Annotated in this window: 4 protein-coding genes; all 4 read left to right on the top strand. The window is 39.6% G+C overall.

Annotated features, from left to right (window positions below):
• Nucleotides 1-673, top strand: a 673-nt coding sequence (locus QZU45_RS11760; protein WP_295355520.1) for a PD-(D/E)XK nuclease domain-containing protein, incomplete at its 5' end; no start/stop codon positions are given.
• Between the two features lie 19 nt (nucleotides 674-692).
• Nucleotides 693-1,367, top strand: a complete 675-nt coding sequence (locus QZU45_RS11755; protein WP_295355518.1) for a hypothetical protein — start codon at nucleotides 693-695, stop codon at nucleotides 1,365-1,367.
• Between the two features lie 128 nt (nucleotides 1,368-1,495).
• Nucleotides 1,496-2,206, top strand: coding sequence for an amino acid racemase (locus tag QZU45_RS11750; RefSeq protein ID WP_295355516.1), 711 nt, complete (start codon nucleotides 1,496-1,498; stop codon nucleotides 2,204-2,206).
• A gap of 176 nt (nucleotides 2,207-2,382) precedes the next feature.
• On the top strand, nucleotides 2,383-3,260 hold an 878-nt coding region (locus QZU45_RS11745), incomplete at its 3' end, for a TAXI family TRAP transporter solute-binding subunit (protein WP_295355514.1).

The following is a 3,260-nucleotide window of genomic DNA, read 5'->3' as shown; positions in this document are numbered from 1 at the left end:
CAGTCTAAAGGAATTTACCACCTATCCAGACCTTAGAAACAGAGTAAGCTTTGATGTCTTTATGACCATGATGCTGCATACAGGCTATGTAACCTTTGCGGAAGGTTCAGATTTCACAGGGAAGATAAAAGTAAAAATACCTAATCAGGAAGTGCTGGCATGTTTTAACGAGAAAAGAGAATATCTTTACGGAGAAGATAACCCATACTGGTACAATCAGGCTCTAAAGCTGGTGGATTTACTCATGGCAAATAATACTGATGAGGCTCAGCTGCTCATCAGCACCATGCTAAAAGAGTTTTTGAGTATCAGAAATACCGGAGATGAGCTCTACTACCATGGTTTTATGACAGGTATTCTGGGACTTGCAACTGCAACTAAGAATTTTACATACCATGAAGAAATCGAATCCGGAACCGGTTTCTCAGATATTATTATTGATAGCTTTGATAACAAAACTGCCTGTATTTTGGAGTTAAAGAAGACAGAAAATCTTGAAGACTGCTATGACGTAGCTGATGCCGCCACAAAGCAGATCATAAAAAAAGATTACGCCTCAAAATTTATATCCAGAAGATATAAGAAAGTCTATGGAATCGGTATCGGCTTTGCCAAAAAGAGCTGTGAGATGGTTTCCCTTGGAAATCTGGTTGAAGATTCTGCTATTAAGTAGATATAAATGTGATAGTAAAATGAGCAAAAAAGAAGCTTCCAAACGTTATTTTCTTTTCCTCCTTTCTGTAGTGCTTCAAGGCTGTGCCATTGCCTGTATCACTTTTGCTGATATAGGAACCACACCGGTATCTTCTGCCAATTATGTTTTCTCTCTACATTCAGACTATACCTTTGGTGAAACATCGCTTATCTTTAATATTCTTCTGATTGTTCTACAGATCATGTTCATTGCAATTGGTCCTGATTCGTTCAAAGATCACTGGATAAACATTCTTGTACAGATTCCTTTTGTTGTAGTGTTCTCTTATATGATTGACGCTGCTACGTTCTTTTTACGTATGATGCTGCCGGATACTCTGACCTACCTTATGTCATGGGGGCTTGTGATTGGCGGAACCTTACTGCTTTCTTTCTCAATTTCACTGTCAGTTATCGCCAACGTTGCCATGCTTTCCGGCGAATATTTTGTTAAGGTATTTCATCCTTTAATTCACCGCTCCTTCAGTTTTGTAAAAACTTTCTTTGATATTTTTCTTGTTGCAACTGCCTGCATCACGTCTTTCATTTTCACTGATTTCAGCTGTGTTGAAGGTGTTCGTGAAGGAACTCTTTATGGTGCCCTTCTGACAGGTCCTACAGTTCACCTGATTGTTCCTCGTCTGCAGAAGATAAAGGACTGTCTTACACGCTGAGTTTATCAAGTCCTCTTCTTTGTAAAATCCTCTTTATGTTCTATAAACAAAATAGAGGAGTGTTTTTCTTCAACCTTTAAAAAAGCAAAGCGTATGTCTGAAAGCATGTAAAGCAAAGAGGTGTCTGTATGAAAACTCTTGGCATTATTGGTGGTATGGGCCCTATGGCTACAGTCGATCTCATGCGAAAAATAATCCTGTCAACAGCCGCTAAAACTGATCAGGAGCATATCCATATTCTTGTTGACAACAATCCTCAGATCCCTGACAGAACTGCTGCTATCGAAGGAAGAGGGGAATCTCCTGTGGAGAAGATGCTGCAATCTGCAAAACTTCTTGAAGCACAGGGGGCAGATGTCCTGGTGATAGCTTGCAATACCGCTCATTATTTTCTTGATGAATTTAAAGATAAGGTCCATGTCCCAATTATAAATATGATTGATGAAGCAGTGAAACACTGTGTGGAGTTAGGCTATTCTGATGTTGGTTTACTATGTACTATAGGTACGAGAAACACTGGTATTTATCAGAAAGCCTGTGACAAGTTCAATATTAAACTGGTAGTTCCTGATGATGAGGAGATTAAAGCTCTTCAGGATATGATTTACTCAGGTGTTAAGGCGAATAATTTTAATTATGATACTTCTAATGTAAAGCAGGTCATCTCCACTATGAGGAACAGAGGGGCCCAGGCATTTATTCTTGGCTGTACTGAAACTCCAATCGCAGTACAAATGTATCATATTGAGGGAAATTTTATTGATTCCTCTCTGGTTTTGGCCCATAAGGCAATAGAAGCTGTGGGCGCGCCTTTGATTAAGTCTCATGCTGTAACTTAGCTTTTCAAAATGTTTTGAAGAAGCTCTTTCTTTCCTGCTTCTTTCTTGGGCAGGTTTTCCAAAAAAAATAAGATTTTTGGAATTTTCTCAGAATTTTGAAATAATTCCCGTAATTATGCTTGCTCTTGCATAAATATCTCATCAATAATACTTCTATAAATATAGGAGTTCAGGTCATGAAAAAAATGTTAAAGCTTGTTTCTGCAGTTGCAGGTTTAATAATTGCATCAAATGCATTAGCAGATGCAAATCATGCAAAGGTTTCCATTAACTTCCCAACAGCATCAGCCTCTGGTGCCTTGTACGCTGTTGGTGCGGCTATAACACATCTGTGGGATGAGAAAATTGATTATGTAAGTGCCTCAAGTCAGGCTTCTGCAGGTGGAATAGATAATCTTAATCAGGTTGCTGAAGGAGAGGCTCAGGTATCAATCGCTATTTCAAGCAACTGCTATCAGGCTTTAAACGGAACTGACAGTTTTGAAGGCTTCGCGTATCCTGATCTGAAGGTTATCGCAGGTTTGTATTTCAATCCTAATCAGGTTGTGGTTACGGCTAAATCAGGAATTAAATCCTTAGAGGATATTAAGGGCAAGCATTTTGCTGTAGCTTCAGCCGGTTCCAGTGTCTACGGCGAATGCCAGAATCACTTTGAGGCTGCCGGTTTAAAATTTCCTGATGACTTAAATGCTGAGTACATAACTTTTACCGACGCTGCTGATATGCTTCAGAACAATACCATTGATGGCGCATGGATTATGTCGGGGGTTCCTACCTCTGCTGTTACTCAGGCTTTAAGTTCTGGCAGCAAACTTATTCCAGTTGAAGATGAGATTCTTGAGACTCTGAAAGGAAAGTTCCCTTGGTATGCTTCCTATACGATTCCAGCAGGAACCTATCCTGGACAGGATAATGATGTAAAGACAACGGCTATAAAGATGGTGATGTTCTGTCGCGGTGATCTTGATGAGCAGACTGTTTACGATCTGACCAAGACTTTCTGGAATAACATAAAAGAGTTAGGTCAGGCTCAGTCTAATCTTCGTGGACTTGA

Source organism: uncultured Succinivibrio sp. (assembly GCF_902756765.1).
Classification (GTDB): domain Bacteria; phylum Pseudomonadota; class Gammaproteobacteria; order Enterobacterales; family Succinivibrionaceae; genus Succinivibrio.
The sequence above is the reverse complement of the archived record's forward strand: the minus strand, read 5'-3'. Positions and strand labels throughout refer to the sequence as shown.